This is a genomic window from Bacillus cereus group sp. MYBK227-1 (assembly GCF_051916325.1).
Taxonomy (GTDB): Bacteria; Bacillota; Bacilli; order Bacillales; family Bacillaceae_G; genus Bacillus_A; species Bacillus_A cereus.
On sequence record NZ_JBQAGK010000012.1, the window covers coordinates 24,365 to 40,800 of the forward strand.

The following is a 16,436-nucleotide window of genomic DNA, read 5'->3' on the forward strand; positions in this document are numbered from 1 at the left end:
GTGTCAAAATGAAAGGGGATTTTTTTATGAATAAATTTATATTACGTTCCATCGGGGCACTTATACTTTCTTTCCTTCTTATATTTAGCGCTGCTTGTACAAGTGGGGAAAAGCATACAAAGTCAGCTGCTAAAGAGGATAAAACAGTTGAACTGACTATCTCAGCTGCTGCAAGCTTACAAGATGCATTAAAAGAAATCGAAAAACAATATAAAGAAAAAGAGCCAAATATCAAACTTTCTTTTAACTTCGGTGCTTCTGGAGCACTTCAACAACAAATTGAACAAGGTGCACCTGCTGATTTATTCTTCTCAGCAGCAGAAGATAAATTCCAAACCCTTGTAAAAAAAGGATTCATTAATGAAAAAGAGGGGAAAAATCTCCTTGGAAACGAACTCGTTCTAGTCGTCCCAAAAGATAGTTCTCTTACAAAAATTCAAGATTTAAAAGATGAAAAAATAAAAAAAATTGCACTTGGTACACCTGAATCTGTACCTGCTGGCAAATATGCAAAGGCTTCTCTAACACACGAAAACCTTTGGAATGATGTTCAAAATAAAGTCGTATTTACAAAAGATGTTCGCCAAGTGTTAACATATGTAGAAACAGGGAATGTCGATGCTGGTATCGTATACAAAACAGATGCTCTCATTTCGGATAAAGTAAAGATTGGTGAGACAGCAGCAGCTACTTCTCATGAGCCAATCCACTATCCTTTAGGTGTTATAAAGGAATCTAAACATAAGAAAGAGGCGACTTCATTTTATGAGTATTTGCAGTCAAAAGATGCACAATCTATCTTTAAAAAATATGGATTTACAGTCCTGTCGTAATTACTATGAGCATTGATGCTATTTTATCGCCTGTCTTTCTATCTTTAAGAGTAGCTGCATGCGCCACTATTCTCGTTACAATTTTAGGGACAATTGTCGGGCGAGCACTAGCTCGCTCCTCATGGCGATATAAAGTACTATTAGAAACCATATTTTTATTACCAATGGTACTTCCACCAACTGTTATCGGCTTCTTTCTCATTATCATCTTTGGAAACAACAGCCCGATCGGAAAGTGGGTTGAATCATTATTTCAGCAGTCTATTATGTTCACATCTACTGCTGCGATCATTGCTTCTACAGTTGTTGCATTTCCGCTTATGTACCAATCAGCGAAAACGGGATTTTCTATCGCAAATGTACAAATTGAAGAAAGTGCTCGTGACCTTGGCGCAAGTGAATATCAAGTTTTTCTGCACGTTACACTTCCGCTCGCATTTCCTGCCTTACTAAGCGGGATGATTTTGAGCTTTGTCCGCGCGCTCGGTGAATTTGGTGCTACACTTATGTTTGCCGGGAACATTCCTGGTAAAACACAGACAATCCCAACTGCAATTTACATGGCTATTGATGCAAGTAATATGCAACTCGCATGGACACTTGTAGTTATTACTATCGGTATGTCACTCGTATTTCTACTATGTATTCAACTTATTAATAAAAGAATTACTAACTCTTAAAGCAGCTTTTTTCGAAGCTGCTTCTTTATTTCTTAGGAAATAAAATATACCACCGGGAAATAACTGAATTTTACCTCTTATTAAAATATACATTTTATTTGAATTCACTTTCTAAAATAGGCAATTTCCTGTTATTATATGGAGGTGTTTCAAAAAATGAAGAAATGAAAACGCATTTATATCGTGAATTCTTCATCCTGTTTTAGCGATCGGTAATCTTCTACTCTATTAGTGGGGCATTACCGATCGTTAGAACGATATGTAACTATATTGGTATAGCAAACCGAAGGGAGTCTTGTAATGGACATTTTATTAGCGCTTCTTCCTGCAATTGCATGGGGAAACATCTTATTAGTAAGCGTAAAAATGGGCGGTGGTGCATATAGCCAAACGGTAGGTATGACAATCGGTGCTCTATTCTTCGCAACAATTATGTATGTATTTACTCAACCAGCTTTAACAATGACAATCTTAATTGTTGGTTTTATTTCAGGTTTATTCTGGGCTTTAGGACAAGTAAACCAATTAAAAACAGTTGAAAAACTAGGTGTTTCAACTACTGTAACGATTTCTACTGGTATGCAACTTGTTGCAACTTCTATCTTTGGGGTTATCGCTTTCCGTGAGTGGACTACTACTACAACGATCATTCTGGGAACGATTGCAATCCTATTAATCGTAGTTGGTGTTGTATTCACATCATTAGATGATAAAGAAAATGCTCAGCCACCTGGACAATTGAAAAAAGGACTTCTTACTTTAATTGTTTCTACTTTCGGCTATCTTGTATATGTAATTATTATTCGTTGGTATAATATCGATGGTTGGTCTGCTATTTTACCACAAGCAGTTGGTATGTTTGTTGGTGCGGTTGTACTGACGTCTAAACATAAACCATTTAACAAATATGCAATCCGTAATGCTTTGTCTGGTTTACTATGGGGAACTGGAAACTTATTCTTACTTCTTTCATTACCACGTGTTGGAGTAGCAACAAGCTTCCCATTATCTCAAACTGGAATCGTTATCTCAACATTCGGTGCGATTGTATTCTTAGGTGAAAAGAAAACAAAACGTCAATTGATCTTTATTGCACTAGGTAGTGTTTTAATTATCGGCGGCGCTGTATTACTTGGTATGACAAAAGCATAATCTTATATTCTATTAGTAAACCCCTGAAGCATATGTACTTCAGGGTTTTTTTAATTCTAATTATTTTCTAGATATAATTATTTGTATGTTCTTGCCCCTTATAATTGCTCTTCCACTCTAGCAAACCAGCTACACATATAAAGAGATTAATAATAGCTAATATTAACATGAATCTCCTCCTTCTCATTATCCATTCCATCTACGGTAAGTCTTTTCTTTTTACAAAATTCTCTTAAAGATGATATCGTTTTTATAACATATCTCTACTAGAAAGGAATAAAGGATATGCTAACTAAACATCGAATTTTATTTATTGGTGCCGGTCGTATGGCAGAAGCTATATTTTCCGGATTACTTAAAACAAGCAAAGAGTACATCGAAGAAATTATCGTCTCTAACCGAAGCACCATAGAAAAGCTAAAACAGTTACAACATCGATATAATGTGTCTACTACAACAGATTGGAAACAGCATGTTACATCTGTTGATACGGTTGTTCTAGCAATGCCACCTTCGGCTCATGAAGAGTTATTAGCTGAGCTATCTCCGTTAATATCAAATCAACTAGTCGTAACAGTAGCAGCTGGCATTGGACCATCTTATTTAGAAGCTAGACTCCCAAAAGGCACGCCTGTTGCTTGGATTATGCCTAATACAGCTGCTGAAATTGGAAAGTCTATCTCCTTATATACAATGGGACAATCAGTAAACGAGATACATCAAGAAACCCTGCAACTACTTTTAAAAGGTATTGGTACTTCGCAACTTTGTACTGAGGAAGAAGTTCATCAGCTTACTGCAGTTACTGGAAGTGCACCAGCCTTCCTTTATTACTTTGCTGAAAGCTTAATTGAAGCAACAAAAAGTTATGGAGTTGATGAAGAAACCGCAAAACATCTTGTCATTCAAATGATTTCTGGCTCTGCTTCTATGCTTGAACAAACGCAAAATCCAGCTAACCTTCGCGAACAAGTAACAACGCCAGGTGGTTCCACAGCTGAGGGTCTCAAAACTTTATACGAATATAATTTTTCAGAGGCAATTCAAAAAGCAGTAGAAGCAACAAACAAAAAAGCTAGGGGGAAATAATATGATTTTAACAAGTTTAAAAGACTATACAACATTACATAACGGTGTAAAAATGCCTTGGTTTGGTTTAGGTGTTTTTAAAGTAGAAGATGGTTCAGAAGTAATTGATTCTGTAAAAGCAGCAATTAAAAATGGCTACCGCAGCATCGATACTGCAGCAATCTATCAAAATGAAGAAGGCGTTGGGCAAGCGATTCGTGAATCCGGTGTTTCACGTGAAGAATTATTTATTACCTCAAAAGTATGGAATAGCGATCAAGGATATGAAACAACGCTTCAAGCATTTGAAACTACATTAGAGAAATTAGGTCTAGAATATTTAGATTTATATTTAGTACATTGGCCTGTAAAAGGGAAATATACTGAATCATGGAAAGCATTAGAAACACTTTATAAAGATGGCCGTGTTCGCGCTATCGGTGTGAGTAATTTCCACATTCACCACTTACAAGACGTATTTGAAATTGCTGAAATTAAGCCAATGGTCAACCAAGTGGAATACCACCCACGTTTAGCACAAGAAGAGTTACATGCATTCTGTAAAGAACATAATATCCAGCTTGAAGCTTGGTCACCATTAATGCAAGGACAACTACTAGATAATCCAACGTTACAAGAAATTGCGACAAAATATAATAAATCAACTGCGCAAATTATTTTACGTTGGGATTTACAAAACGAAGTTGTAACAATTCCCAAATCAATTAAAGAACATCGCATTATTGAAAATGCAAACATCTTCGACTTTGAATTAAGTGCTGATGATATGAAAGCAATTCAAGCTTTAAATGAAGATCGTCGCGTTGGTCCAGATCCAGATAACTTTAACTTCTAGTAGAAAAACCACTGCCATATGCAGTGGTTTTTTCATTTAAGAAAACTGAAAATTTAAACTATATTTCATTTAGTTGACACTTCATTATTCAAGGTGTAAGATTTTGAATTATCAAAGAAACACAAAAATTAATAAAATTTATTCGTTTACTCATTGTATCAAGAGAGGTGGAGGGACTGGCCCTTTGAAACCTCGGCAACAGGTTCATTTTGAATACTGTGCCACTTCCTGCAAGCTTTATGCTTGAAAGATGGAATGAGGGACTTCGTTTATATACGGGTGCATAACTTGTACGTAAAAATCCCTCTTTCTCAATATGAAAAGAGGGATTTTTTATTTTTCATTTCCCTCATCATCATCCAAACTTAATTATTTAGGAGGAAAATCAAATGAAAAAGAAGTTTGTACCCGGTATTGCATCAGTTGTAGGAGTAAGTATTTTATTAACTGGTTGCGGTAGTTATAAAAACGAAGCAAGCGGAGCAAATGCAAAAGACGAGGCACCTAGTAAACAGGTTTTAAACTTATCTTCACCTACTGAAATACGAACAATGGATACGGCTCGTGCTACAGATACTGATTCTGGTCAAGTAATGAGAAACGTATTTGAAGGTTTGTATAATCTTGGTGAAGGTAACAAACCTGTTCCTGGTGTTGCAAAATCTCATGAAGTAAGTGGCGATAAAACGAAATACACATTCCATTTGCGAGATTCAAAATGGTCAAACGGCACTCCTGTTACAGCTAAAGATTTTGTGTTCGCTTGGCAACGTGCCGTAGATCCAGCAACAGCCTCTGAATATGCATTTTTATTCTTTGATATTAAAAACGCAACAAAAATTAACAACAAAGAACTTCCAGCCGACCAACTTGGTGTAAAAGCAGTTGATGACCATACGTTTGAGGTAGAATTAGAGCGTCCTGTTCCTTATTTTATTAGCTTAACAGCGTTCCCAACATTTCTACCAATTAATGAGGAATTCTTTAAAGTACAAGGTGATAAGTACGCTTTAGAAGATAATACAATCTTGTACAATGGAGCTTTTACACTAAGCGATTGGAAGCACGAACAAAGCTTTAAATTTAAGAAGAACCCTACCTATTGGGATAAAGATACTGTCAAACTAGAAGAAATCAATTTTAATGTCGTAAAAGAAAAATCAACAGAAGTAAATTTATTCGAGTCAAAACAATTAGATCGTATAAAACTAACATCTGACTTCGTCGATAAATATAAAAAGGATGCTAACTTTAAAGAACGTCCAAACGTAGGCGTACAATTTTTACGTATGAATCAACAAAACAAAGTACTTCAAAACGTTTCTGCACGCCAAGCAATTGATCAAACAATTGATAGAAAATCCTTTGTAAATACGTTATTAAATGATGGCTCTACACCAACATTTGGTCTCGTTCCAAAAAACTTTGCAAAAGGACCTGAAGGAAAAGACTTCCGTACTGCAAACGGCGATTTAACAAAAGTTGATACAAAATCTGCACAAGAGTTATGGAAAAAAGCTAAACAAGAGCTTGGTTCTGAAAAGATAACATTAGAATTATTAACGAGTGATGCTGACCTTGATAAGAAAACTGGTGAATTCTTAAAAGGACAACTAGAAAAGAATCTAGATGGATTAACAGTAAATATAAAACCTCAGCCGCGTAAGCAACAAGTTTCGCTTTTATTAAAAGGTGACTACGAAATCGGAATTGATGGCTGGAGCCCTGACTTTGCGGATCCAATTACATTCCTTGAGCTATTTACAACGAATAACCCTTATAACTTAGATCATTACTCTAATAAGGAATTCGATGAAACAATAGCAAAAGTGAAAACAACTTTAGCTGGTGATGAAAAAGCTCGCTGGGAAGCATTACTAGCATCCGAGAAAATATTATTTAAAGACTCTGTTATCGCTCCTCTTTACCAAAAAGGCGAATCTTATTTAGAACGTTCTTATGTGAAAGGAATTGTGCAAGTAGACTTTGCAGGTCAATTAAACTTCAAGTGGGCAAAAATTGAAAAATAAAGTGAAACTTTAATAAGTGGGGGTTTCTTCATCCCCACTTATTATTAGCCCACACCAATTGTTTTTTTAGCAAAATATATTAAAAATAGGTTCTCTCACACATGAGAATCTGCTTTTTTAATATATTATTCTAAGAAATTAACAATCTATTTTTATTATTGACATATAGTTCTTTTCAGTGTTAATATTCTAAATAATCAAAGAAACAAAATATTTAACCATCAAAATATAATGTCTACTACGTTGAAACATATAACGATAGATTATAGTTCAACATGTATATACATATAGAACACCTGATTACCTATAAACAAATATTTATAATAGGTTTTATCTCCTTCTATAGCTACTTCAAGACACGGACATTATGACGTTACGAACAACACATTTAGGGAGGAACGAACAATGAAGAAAAAAGTTGTACCTGTTGTTGCATCTGTTTTAGGGGCAAGTCTATTACTAACTGCTTGCGGGGGAAATAAAGATAATGCAAGCGGAGCGAAAGCAAACGATAAAGCACCTGATAAACAGGCAATTAACTTATCATTCGCTTCAGAAATTCCAACAATGGATGTTGCAAAAGCAACGGATGGGGAATCCATGAACGTAATGCGTAATGTTTTTGAAGGGCTATATGCAATGGGAGAAGATAATAAACCGGTTCCTGGTGTCGCTGAGTCGGTTGACATTAGTCCCGATAAAACAAAATATACATTCCATCTCCGTGATTCAAAATGGTCAAACGGTACTCCTGTTACAGCAAAGGACTTTGCCTTCGCTTGGCAACGTGCCGTAAATCCTGATACAGCAGCTGAATACGCATTCTTATTCTTCGATATAAAGAATGCGAAACAAATAAACCAAAAACAATTGCCAATTGATCAACTAGGGGTCAAAGCTGTTGATGATAAAACGTTAGAAGTACAACTAGACCGTCCTGTTCCCTACTTCTTAAGCTTAACTACATTCTCAACATTCTTACCAATTAATGAAGAGTACTTAAAGTCTCAAGGCGATAAATATGGTTTAGAAACAAATCATTTAATTTATAACGGTGCTTTCACATTAGATAACTGGAAACATGAACAAAGCTTCCAATTGAAGAAAAATCCTAACTATTGGGATGCTAAAACTGTAAAATTAGAAGAAATCAACTTCAATGTCGTTAAAGATAAGTCTACAGAAGTGAACTTATATGATTCAGGACAAATTGATCGTGTTGCTTTAACTGCAGAGTTTGTTGATAAATATAAGAGCGATCCAAACTTCAAAGAACGCGCTGAAGTCGGCATTCAATTCTTACGATTAAATCAGAAAAATGAAACATTAAAAAATCAACATGCACGCCTTGCTATTAACGGCGCAATGAATAAAAAAGCTTACGTAGAAACAATCTTAAATAACGGCGCTGTTCCAGCTGAAGGAATGGTTCCTGCGAAATTTGCAAAGAGCCCAGAAGGCAATGACTTCCGTAAAGAAAATGGAAATCTAGTCAAGGATGATGTGAAAACAGCGAAAGAAAACTGGAAAAAAGCAAAACAAGAACTTGGTACTGACAAAGTAACAATCGAACTATTAACAAGTGACAATGCTTTAGCTAAAAAGACTGGTGAATATTTAAAAGGTGAATTAGAAAAGAACCTAGATGGATTAACAGTGAATTTAAAACCACAACCACGTAAACAACAGCTAAAACTACTATTAAGTGGTGACTATGAAATTGGTATTGACGGCTGGGGCCCTGACTTCGCTGATCCAATTACATTCTTAGATTTATTTACAACAGATAGTGCTTATAACTTCGATAAATACTCTAACAAAGAGTACGATGAGCTAATTCATAAAGTGAAAACAGATTTAGCTGGCGATGAAAAAGCACGCTTTGAAGCAATGAAGCAAGCTGAAAAAATTCTATTACAAGACGGCGCTGTCGCTCCTTTATACCAACAAGGCCGTTCTTACTTACAACGCTCTTTCATTAAAGGACTTGTAACAACTGACTTCGGTGGTGAGTTTAACTACAAGTGGACAGAAGTTACAAAATAATAAGTGCTAATAAAAAGGTATCCCACCGAGGATACCTTTTTATTTTATACTTCTTTAACTACAGAGCTTCTTCTTCCCTTTACCATTCCTTTTATAGCTAAAGTCATCACTGCTACTGATTGTGTAACCAATACAATAACTAATAATGAAATAATATTTCTCTCTAAACTAACTCCTCCAAATATTATTGTATAATAGCCATTCGCTGCATATGTTGCAGGAAATAATTCACTGATTGTTTGATATGTTTTAGAAAGCATTTCATGTGGCACAGTTACAACCATTTGTGTTAATGAAAGAAAGGCGAAAAAGACTATTGTCAATAATCCTCTTTTCCTTCTTTTTGCATTGAACCAAAACTCATCATAAATATAAACACAAACATCAAATATGTTCTCCACGTCAAAGAAGGTATATGCCCTGACCAAAGATAGCTAACTAAATAATTAATTCCCATAATACAAGACGATATTACTAAACTAATACTTATTAGTTTTACATATTTGAGCATATCTTTTCTCCTTGTTTTTTATTTTTCTACTTCTTCAAATTGCAGATTCACCGGCTCTTCTAAAAGTGTTTCATAAAAGTTCTCTGCCAAATCTGTTGAAGGAATTTTTTCATCTACTTCATCAAAGCGAATACTATCTAGCCACACACAACCTTCTCCTGATAATAAAACACCAAATGCAATACCAAGTGCTTCTTCTTTTATATCTAATACAACCGAGTACGATTGCCAGTTATTCGTATTTTTAATGGGGCGATTTTGCATATTATCCATAGCGAGCGGTTCTGTATCTTTTCCATCTACTCGCATCCACAATCCTGCCCAATCTCTTACATTTTCACTCTTAACAAATGCTGTAAAACGTAATCTCTTCCCTACATATTTATCCGCTCTGAACATTTGCATTAATGTTGAAAATCCTCCGTTCGTAACATTCTCTTTTGCTTTTATGTATGCAGATACTTTTCCTTGATGGACAACTTCATAATCTAAACCCATCTCATATTCAGCAGGATGACTCCCACTTAAGATCCATCCTTTCGGTATACCTTTTTGCATTGAAACACCCTCTCTTTCTATATAAAATGACTGAAAGTACTTTCGATATTTCTTTGGTGGCAATTGAAACATTCTTTTAAAAGCTCTCGTAAATGCCTCTTGTGAGGAAAAACCGTATTGCAGTGCAATATCAATAACAGCTCTCTCCGTTGACACTAAAACTTGCGCAGCATGAGTTAACCTTCTCTTTCGAATATAATCCGTTACACTCATCCCAACATATCTTTGAAAGATGCGATGAAAATGGTACATCGATACGGCACTGTGAGATGCCACTCTTTCTGTTGTAAGCTCCTCATGTAAGTGATTCTCTATATATTCAATTGATTTTTTTATTATCTCTTTATATTCTTCATGCATTTTAGCCCCTCCCTCACAATTTCAATTTACCATATACATACAAATCGTTTTTGATTTAAATTGCGGATTAGCCCTCGTGACTGCAGGATAATAATTTATTTTCAACACATACATAATTACATGTTTTTGGGAAAAACTTGTATAGAACGAATTTACATAAGGAGGAATTTATAATGAGAATTCTACTATCAGTTTTATTAGCTCTTATGCTAGTACCTGCATTAACAGGATGTAAAGCTCCTGCCAAAGAAGACACAACTTCTAATAAAAAGACGACTGAAGAAGCAAAAAATGAGGCTCCTGCAGATTTAAAACTAAACTTCAATGAATTCGATTTAAAGGCAGACTATCAAGATACAAAGAAAGACTACGAAGCAGACTATAAAAATGTAGCAGCTGACAAGAAAATGGAAGCAAAAATTGAAGATCATAAAGCAGATGTAAAATTAACAGGAGACGAGGCTATCACAAAATTAAGCCCACTTCTACAAGAATTAAAATTTGATAAAGATACTGCTGACCAAGAAGTAATCGATCAAGTAGTGAACGTATTCAAACTTGATAAAGACTATCAAAAATTTGATTTAGAAGTTGTCTTCTCTGATGGAACGAAAAAAGAATATAAAAGAGAAATAAAATAAAGAAGTAGGCGGTTGCCTACTTCTTTATTTTTTAATTTTTGCGTATCTTAATTCTGGACTAGAACCAATAATGAATTGGACACCGGATACTGATGATTTTTGTAAATAGGAAGCACTTGGGAAAATAATTGGGATTAATGGTGAATCTGTAAACATAATATCTTCCGCTTTATGCAATAATTCAAAACGCTTATCCTCGTTTTGTTCAACTTTTGCTTCGTTTATTAAAGCGTCAAATTCTTTATTATGCCATTTTGCATAGTTATTTGGACCATCACCCGCATATAAATCTAGTTTAGTAATTGGATCTAATAAAGAGCCGCCCCATCCCATATAAGCTAATTGGAAATCACTTTGCTTGTATGTGTCGATGTAACTCTTCCACTCTTTATTTTCTAATTTAATATCTACGCCAAGATTTTTCTTAAACATTTCTTGCATTGCTTCTGCTACTTTTTTATGTTGTGTATCTGTAGTGAATTTTAATGTTACTTCAGGTAATGTAGACCAGCCTTGTTCTTTCATGCCTTCTTCTAATAACTTTTTCGCTTCCGCTGGATCAAATTTAACGTAATCACCTTTTTCTTTACGGAAATCACGGCCACTTTGTGTTTTTGCTCCTTCTGGAACGAATGCATATGCTTCTTGCGCATTATTTTTATACAATTTTTCAACGATAAATTTACGATCAACCGCTAATGAAAATGCTTTACGTACCTTCGCATTTGTAAACGGCTCTTTTTCTACGTTAAACGAATAAATATAAGAAGAGAACCCTGCAACACGCTTATATTCTTTATTTCCTTTTTCTTTTTCGATCATCTCTTGTGGTAAACCACTTAGTAAATCTAATTCTTTGGATTTAAATAATTGATACGCTGTTTTAGAGTCTGGAATAATACGAAACTCAATTTCTTTTAGAGTTACCCTTTTATCATAGAATTCTTTATTTTTTTGTACTGTAATAGCTTGGTTATGCTTCCATTCTTTTAACGTGAATGGCCCATTCGTAATTAACTCTTTTGGATCTGTTTTTAATTTATTATTATCATCAATCGACTTTTTAGCTAATGGAATAAATAGTGAGCTTGCTAGTTTTTGTTTAATAGAAGCAACTGGGTGTTCAAGGGTTACCTTTAATGTTTGAGGATCAACAACTTGAATACCAACTTGTCCCTCTTCACCTTTTCCAGTATTATACGCCTCTGCCCCTTTAATAAAATACATTTCTGTCGCATTCATAGAACCCGTTTTCGGATTTAATAATCGCTTCCATGCAAATTCAAAATCATTTGCTGTAATAGGAGAACCATCTGACCATTTAATATCTTTCTTCAAATGGATTGTATATTCAGTTCCATCAGCATTTACTTCTTCTTTCTCCGCTAATTCATTTTGATATTTCCCATTATTATCTTGCGTATATAAACTTGAAAACAACTGTCCAATTATATAACCTGACGTGCTATCTGTTGCAATAGCAGAATCAAGTGTATATGGATCACTACTAATATTCGTTACTAATCGATCTCCTTCTCCCTTACCAGCACTCGCCTTTTGCGTCTCTTTCTTACCGCAAGCGACAGAAGTAATCGCTAAAACAGTCATAATGACAAACAGTAAAAACTTCTTCATCCTACATTCTCCTTTAACCTGAAATTTTTGGTGTTGATGCTAATAATGTTTTTGTATAAGAATGTTGTGGATTACGGAATACTTCGTCCGTATTTCCAAATTCAACAAGTTCTCCTTTGTATAAGACAGCTACTTTTTCACATAAATAGTGAACCATCGGTAAATCGTGAGCGATGAATAAATATGTATAACCTTGTTCTTTTTGGATTTTTTGCAGCAGATGTACAATTTGAATTTGCAATGAAACGTCTAATGCTGAAATTGGTTCATCAAGAATCAATACTTCCGGCTCACACAATAACGCTCTTGCAATAGCGATACGTTGACGTTGTCCTCCGCTAAATTCATGCGGATATCGATCAATATATCTTCTATCTAATCCAACACGCTCTAGCGCATCACCCGCTACTTTATCCTTTAATCCTTTATCACCTAAACCGAATGAAATATAACCTTCCGTTACGCTATCGCGTACTTTCCAGCGCGGATTTAATGCTGCTGTGGAATCTTGAAAAATGAACTGTACTTTCTGTAAAAAATCTCGCCTATGAGCTGATTTCAGCTTGTGAACGACTTGACCGTTATAATCAATTTCACCAGACGTTGGGCTCTCAATCCCAGCTATAAGCTTTCCAAGTGTTGTTTTTCCTGAACCACTTTCACCAATAATGCCGAGTGTTGTTCCTTTCGGGATAGAAAGTGATATATCTTTTAACGCTGTGATTTCTTTACTTCTACTTCCATATGTTTTTGTTACTTGCTTTACAGTAATTAAATCTGTCGTCATGAGGCATTCACCTTCTCTTTTGATTTCGCTTTATTATGCTCCAGAACATGCTGCCAGCAATGTGAACTATGCTCCTTAGAATACGTTGTTCTCTCTGGGAAACGATGAATACATTCTTTTATCGCTACTGGACAACGATTTACAAAAGGACAACCAAAGCTATTTAATGTTTCAATGGAAGGTGTCGTTCCTTCTATTGCACGTAATACCTTTTCGGAATCATCCATATTCGGAATTGCTTGTAATAAGCTTTTTGTGTATGGATGTTTAGGGGAACCTATCACTTCCTCTATCGTTCCTTTTTCAACAACACGTCCTCCATACATCACAACTACTCGATCCGCTACTTCACGTACAAGTGCTAAATCGTGCGTAATTAGTAAAATACTCGTATTTTGCTTTTCCTTTCTTTCCTTTAATAACTCCATAATTTGCTTTTGAATTGTTACATCTAATGCTGTCGTAGGTTCATCCGCAATAACGAGTTTGGGGTGGCAGGCAAATGCGATTGCTAAACAAATACGTTGCCTCATGCCTCCGCTTAATTGATGTGGGTACTGTTCAAAGCGTTTCTCTGCTTCATGTATCCCTAAATCATTTAATAAGTTAATCGCAATTTCTTTTGCTTCTTTTTTCGATTTCTTTTCGTGTTGCAAAATCACCTCTGTAATTTGCCTTCCTACCTTCATCGTCGGATTTAAAGATGAAAGTGGGTCTTGAAAGATAAACGAAATATCTTTCCCTCGAATTTGATTCCATTCTGATTCTTGTAGATTCGTTAATTCCTTTGATTCAAAAGATATATTTCCATCATCAATATGAATTGATTCTTGATTTAAGCCGATAATAGATTGTGCTGTAACACTTTTCCCTGAACCACTTTCTCCTACAAGTGCAACTATTTCACCTTCGCTAATAGAAAAGGAAACATGCTTCACAATTGCTTGGTTACTATTCTCTTTTTCAACGGCTAACGTTACGTTTTCTAAAGATAAGAGCTGTCCCATGTTTTTTCTCCTTTCGATTCCGTTTTACGATTTTTGGATCAATTGCATCTTGTAAACCATCACCAATCGCATTAAATGCGAACATAATGAGCGCAATCATGATTGCTGGGAAAAATAGTTGCCACCATTCTCCGCTCAATAATGTCCCGAGTGCGTCATTCGTCATCGTCCCCCAACTTGCCGCTGGTGATTGTACCCCAAGTCCTATAAAGCTTAAAAATGATTCTGAAAAAATAGCTGCCGGAATTGTAAATGATAAATTGACGATAATAATGCCTGTTAAATTCGGAATTAAATGCCCATATATAATTTTCATATGTGATGTACCTAATCGCTCTGCTGCAATAACAAACTCTCGTTGTTTTAAAGACAATACTTGTGCTCGAATGAGACGAGCCATTCCAATCCATCCCGTTAATGCAAGGGCGATAATAATGGTGAAAAGACCTGGTTTCATAACAATTAATAGTAAAATAACAATTAATAAATATGGGATGCCGTATAATACTTCAATTCCTCTTATAATCCACTCATCAATTAACGTTCCAAGGCGATTACGCCCTCTCACGTATCCACTAAATCCACCAATCAGTACACCAAGCCCTATATCGAGGGCAGCTGCTACTAATCCCACTGTTAGTGAAATCTTCCCACCAGCCCAAGTACGTGCCCAAATATCTCTCCCTAAATCATCTGTTCCAAACCAATGTTCACTACTCGGCGGTAAATTTGTTGCCTCTTTTACTTGTTCACTCGCAGTAAATGAAGTTAAACTTTCGCCAATAAGCGAGAAAACAATAATTAGCAATAACGTCACTGTTCCTAAAACTGCGATTGGATTCGATATAAACTTACGAAACACTTCTTTCTTTCTGCTAATCGTTTGCTGATTTTTATTTATCGTTAATTCTTTTTTCTCTTCTTTCGTTAATAACTGTTCATTAATTTCATAAGCTCCCATTTTAATATCCCCCCTCCTTATGTAATAGAACGAATACGCGGATCAACAATGCGGTGAATAATATCTGTAATGAAAATACAAGCAATTAATAATGCACTATAAAAAATCGTTGTTCCCATAATCACCGGATAGTCTCGGTTAAAAATACTATCTACAAAATATTTTCCTAGGCCAGGAATTGAAAAGATTTTTTCAATAACGAAAGTCCCTGTTAAAAGTCCAGCCATTAACGGTCCCACAAATGTAAGTACTGGAACAATCGCATTTCGAAGAGCATGTCTTATAATAATCTTCTTAATTGGTATGCCTTTTGCTCTTGCTAGCTTAATATAATCACTCTGCAGTACTTCGATCATATTAGAACGAACAAACCTTGTAATAACTGCGATTGGCCCTAACGCTAATGCAAAGGATGGCAATACTGTATGTTCGAATGTTCCCCAAGAGGCTACTGGTAAAAGCTCAAATTGGATAGCGAATACTTGTATAAATAGTGGTGCTAAAATAAAACTTGGAATAGAAATACCTAGAATTGCGAGCAAACTCACACTATAGTCAATTAATCTCCCATGATATAGAGCAGCAAATGTCCCTGCCGCAATTCCTACCAACAATGAAATAACAAGTGCTTGTAGACCAATAATTGCTGATGGACCAAAGCCAGTTGTTATAATTTCTGATACACCTTGCCCAGTTGATTGAACAGATTCGCCAAAATCAAAATGAACTACACCGTCTAAATAAGCAACATATTGATTCCATAACGGTTCATCAAGGTGATACTTCGCTCTCATGTTTTGGATCACTTCTTCAGGAAAAATTTTTGCATCTGATGAAAATGGATCCCCCGGAATAATATGCATAATTAGAAATGTCACCGTCGTAATAACCCATAGTGTGAACACCATAACCGATAATTTTTTAATTACATACACCCTAATAACCCCCTAAACACATATATTTACTTAGTTTTATAAACGTACTTTTTCCATTACTCCCTTTTCTCTTTTTAGAATACAAAAAGCCTTGATCTTAAAAAATAAGATCAAGGCTTAATAAACAAAGGCCCATCACTTATCTTTCAAGACTTGCTTGCTGGAATTAGCACGGTGTTCTTATTACAGAACCCGCTGCTGAGGTGTCATAGGGCCAGTCCCTCTACCTCTCTGGATAAGTAAATTGCTATATTATTATTTAGTTCAAATTGTATATCTCGAATTATAATTCTGAAAAATTGAAAAGTCAATCTAATTGGATAAATTTAGAAAAGTCAGTTTTTAATTCTTTTATCGAAATTACAGTTTTCGGCTT

General features: G+C 35.3%; 16 protein-coding genes and 2 riboswitches. Of the genes, 8 read left to right on the top strand and 8 right to left on the bottom strand.

The window, feature by feature from the left end; all coding sequences use genetic code 11:
* Positions 1 to 26 precede the first annotated feature (26 nt).
* The 7 genes from modA (at position 27) to ACTFRM_RS29220 (ending at position 8,665) form a co-directional block, all read left to right on the top strand.
* Positions 27 to 833, top strand: a complete 807-nt coding sequence (gene modA / locus ACTFRM_RS29190) for a molybdate ABC transporter substrate-binding protein (RefSeq protein WP_001031841.1) — start codon at positions 27 to 29, stop codon at positions 831 to 833.
* 5 nt (positions 834 to 838) lie between these two features.
* Positions 839 to 1,513, top strand: a complete 675-nt coding sequence (gene modB / locus ACTFRM_RS29195; protein ID WP_000020526.1) for a molybdate ABC transporter permease subunit — start codon at positions 839 to 841, stop codon at positions 1,511 to 1,513.
* Between the two features lie 300 nt (positions 1,514 to 1,813).
* Positions 1,814 to 2,665, top strand: a complete 852-nt coding sequence (locus ACTFRM_RS29200; protein ID WP_000353544.1) for a GRP family sugar transporter — start codon at positions 1,814 to 1,816, stop codon at positions 2,663 to 2,665.
* Between the two features lie 285 nt (positions 2,666 to 2,950).
* On the top strand, positions 2,951 to 3,754 hold the full coding sequence (proC, locus tag ACTFRM_RS29205) for a pyrroline-5-carboxylate reductase (RefSeq protein WP_440043824.1): 804 nt from the start codon (positions 2,951 to 2,953) through the stop codon (positions 3,752 to 3,754).
* 1 nt (position 3,755) lies between these two features.
* The gene (locus tag ACTFRM_RS29210) at positions 3,756 to 4,589 is read left to right on the top strand and encodes an aldo/keto reductase (protein WP_000604203.1); all 834 of its coding nucleotides are present in this window, start codon (positions 3,756 to 3,758) and stop codon (positions 4,587 to 4,589) included.
* 152 nt (positions 4,590 to 4,741) lie between these two features.
* Positions 4,742 to 4,846, top strand: a riboswitch (SAM riboswitch).
* Between the two features lie 132 nt (positions 4,847 to 4,978).
* Complete coding sequence (locus ACTFRM_RS29215; RefSeq protein ID WP_000726482.1) at positions 4,979 to 6,619, top strand: peptide ABC transporter substrate-binding protein; 1,641 nt, start codon at positions 4,979 to 4,981, stop codon at positions 6,617 to 6,619.
* Positions 6,620 to 7,024: 405 nt separating this feature from the next.
* Positions 7,025 to 8,665 (top strand): peptide ABC transporter substrate-binding protein, encoded by a 1,641-nt coding sequence (locus ACTFRM_RS29220; RefSeq protein WP_000731086.1) that lies wholly within the window; start codon positions 7,025 to 7,027, stop codon positions 8,663 to 8,665.
* Between the two features lie 44 nt (positions 8,666 to 8,709).
* Here the strand turns inward: ACTFRM_RS29220 and ACTFRM_RS29225 are convergent, their stop codons facing one another.
* From ACTFRM_RS29225 to ACTFRM_RS29235, 3 genes are read right to left on the bottom strand one after another with little or no spacing between them, the layout of a single operon-like run.
* A complete protein-coding gene (locus ACTFRM_RS29225; RefSeq protein WP_000156944.1) occupies positions 8,710 to 8,988 on the bottom strand; it encodes a hypothetical protein in 279 nt (92 codons plus the stop codon).
* Positions 8,985 to 9,176: a hypothetical protein gene (locus ACTFRM_RS29230; protein WP_000922547.1), complete on the bottom strand. Its 192-nt coding sequence runs from the start codon at positions 9,174 to 9,176 to the stop codon at positions 8,985 to 8,987. The genes ACTFRM_RS29225 and ACTFRM_RS29230 overlap by 4 nt, the downstream gene beginning before the upstream one ends.
* An 18-nt stretch (positions 9,177 to 9,194) precedes the next feature.
* Entirely contained in the window at positions 9,195 to 10,094 is a 900-nt protein-coding gene (locus ACTFRM_RS29235) for a helix-turn-helix transcriptional regulator (RefSeq protein WP_000544200.1), read from the bottom strand.
* A 173-nt stretch (positions 10,095 to 10,267) separates the two neighbouring features.
* Here ACTFRM_RS29235 and ACTFRM_RS29240 point away from each other — a divergent pair, with 173 nt between their 5' ends.
* Entirely contained in the window at positions 10,268 to 10,735 is a 468-nt protein-coding gene (locus ACTFRM_RS29240; RefSeq protein ID WP_001221551.1) for a YusW family protein, read from the top strand.
* A gap of 24 nt (positions 10,736 to 10,759) precedes the next feature.
* Here the strand turns inward: ACTFRM_RS29240 and ACTFRM_RS29245 are convergent, their stop codons facing one another.
* Genes ACTFRM_RS29245 through ACTFRM_RS29265 form a run of 5 tightly spaced genes read right to left on the bottom strand, consistent with a single transcriptional unit; the run spans position 10,760 to position 16,060 of the window.
* Entirely contained in the window at positions 10,760 to 12,370 is a 1,611-nt protein-coding gene (locus ACTFRM_RS29245; protein ID WP_440043825.1) for a peptide ABC transporter substrate-binding protein, read from the bottom strand.
* A gap of 13 nt (positions 12,371 to 12,383) precedes the next feature.
* On the bottom strand, positions 12,384 to 13,157 hold the full coding sequence (locus ACTFRM_RS29250) for an ABC transporter ATP-binding protein (protein ID WP_016124190.1): 774 nt from the start codon (positions 13,155 to 13,157) through the stop codon (positions 12,384 to 12,386).
* Positions 13,154 to 14,164: an ABC transporter ATP-binding protein gene (locus tag ACTFRM_RS29255; protein ID WP_000531264.1), complete on the bottom strand. Its 1,011-nt coding sequence runs from the start codon at positions 14,162 to 14,164 to the stop codon at positions 13,154 to 13,156. The genes ACTFRM_RS29250 and ACTFRM_RS29255 overlap by 4 nt, the downstream gene beginning before the upstream one ends.
* Positions 14,121 to 15,125, bottom strand: coding sequence for an ABC transporter permease (locus ACTFRM_RS29260; protein ID WP_000501538.1), 1,005 nt, complete (start codon positions 15,123 to 15,125; stop codon positions 14,121 to 14,123). The genes ACTFRM_RS29255 and ACTFRM_RS29260 overlap by 44 nt, the downstream gene beginning before the upstream one ends.
* A 17-nt stretch (positions 15,126 to 15,142) precedes the next feature.
* On the bottom strand, positions 15,143 to 16,060 hold the full coding sequence (locus tag ACTFRM_RS29265) for an ABC transporter permease (protein WP_078386433.1): 918 nt from the start codon (positions 16,058 to 16,060) through the stop codon (positions 15,143 to 15,145).
* 136 nt (positions 16,061 to 16,196) lie between these two features.
* Positions 16,197 to 16,302, bottom strand: a riboswitch (SAM riboswitch).
* Positions 16,303 to 16,436: the final 134 nt, after the last annotated feature.